Source organism: Frankia canadensis (assembly GCF_900197875.1).
GTDB lineage: Bacteria > Actinomycetota > Actinomycetes > Frankiales > Frankiaceae > Frankia > Frankia canadensis.
Window position 1 is genome coordinate 1 of the sequence record NZ_FZMO01000448.1, and the last position, 1221, is coordinate 1221.

Consider the following 1221-nt stretch of genomic DNA (forward strand, 5'->3'; position numbering starts at 1 on the left):
GTGTGCAGGACGACACCGGCGACGAAACGGTCACCGAGTTCGTCGCGCAGCCAGGCAAGATGGCGTGCCGCGTCACGGCCGGGCCCGGCGTCGGCCTTGACCTCGACCCCGATCACCCGCCCGCCACCCAGCTCGACAAGCACGTCGACCTCATGGCGACCACCCTCCTGACGCAGATGGAACAGGCGCGGCCGACTGGCACTCACCGGCACCTCAGCCCGCAGCTGCGCGACCACCAACGTGTCCAGCAGCCGACCCAGCAGATCACCGTCCCGCAGCACCGCCCGGACATCGACCCGCAACGCCGCCCCGATCAGCGCCGGATCCACCACATAACGCTTCGGAACCTGCACCAGACGCTTCAACCGATTAGTCCACCACGACGGCAGACTGTCCACGACCAGCAGATTGCGCAACAGACCGTCGTAGGCATCGGCGGTCTTCGCGTTGATCCTCGCCGCCTCGAACACCGTCCTGTTCGCCACGATCCCCGCGGAGTTCAACGCCAGCACCTCGACATAGCGGCGCAGCCTGTCCGGATCCCGCGACTCGCCCAGCAGCTCCACATCACGGGTCAGAAGCTGATCCAGATAGCTCTCCAACCACTCCTGACCCCGGGCAGCCGACAGGCGCAGCGCCGGCTCGGGAAAGCCACCCCGCAACGCCAGCCCCAGATAGCCGGGCAGATCCGGCGGATCAGCCGGCGACGACAGCGCCTCCACACCCGCCTCGGCGATCCGGTCGACAAACGACGGCCCGTCCACCCGCCCGGCGATCTCCCGCAACGACAGACCACTCATCGCGACCCGGACCAGACGACCCGTACCCGGCCAGTTCTCCGCCTGCAGATCCGCCCGCACCGACCCCGTCACCAGAAACCGGCCCGACCCCGGCCGCGCATCCACCGACCGCTTGATCGCCCCCAACACCCCCGGCACGACCTGCCACTCATCCAACAGCACCGGCTCGGGAAACTGGCGCAACGCCGCATCCGGATCCGCCCGAAACGCCACCGCCTCCGCCGGCTCATCCAGACGCACCACACTGCGCGCATGCCGCGCCGCCGTCGTCGTCTTCCCCGCCGCCCGCGGACCGACGATCAGCACCGCCGGCAACTCGCCGAACATCTCATCGATCTTCGCATCCACCAACCGAGGCAGATACGAACTCTCCACAACCCCTCCGACCTGGACAGCAATCGATGGCTACCGGCACCACACG

Annotated in this window: 1 protein-coding gene; it reads right to left on the minus strand. The window is 68.4% G+C overall.

Translation table 11 applies throughout. The features are described from left to right. Nucleotides 1-1127, minus strand: a 1127-nt coding sequence (locus C1A33_RS25980) for an ATP-binding protein (protein WP_243407957.1), incomplete at its 3' end; no start/stop codon positions are given. Nucleotides 1128-1221 lie beyond the last annotated feature (94 nt).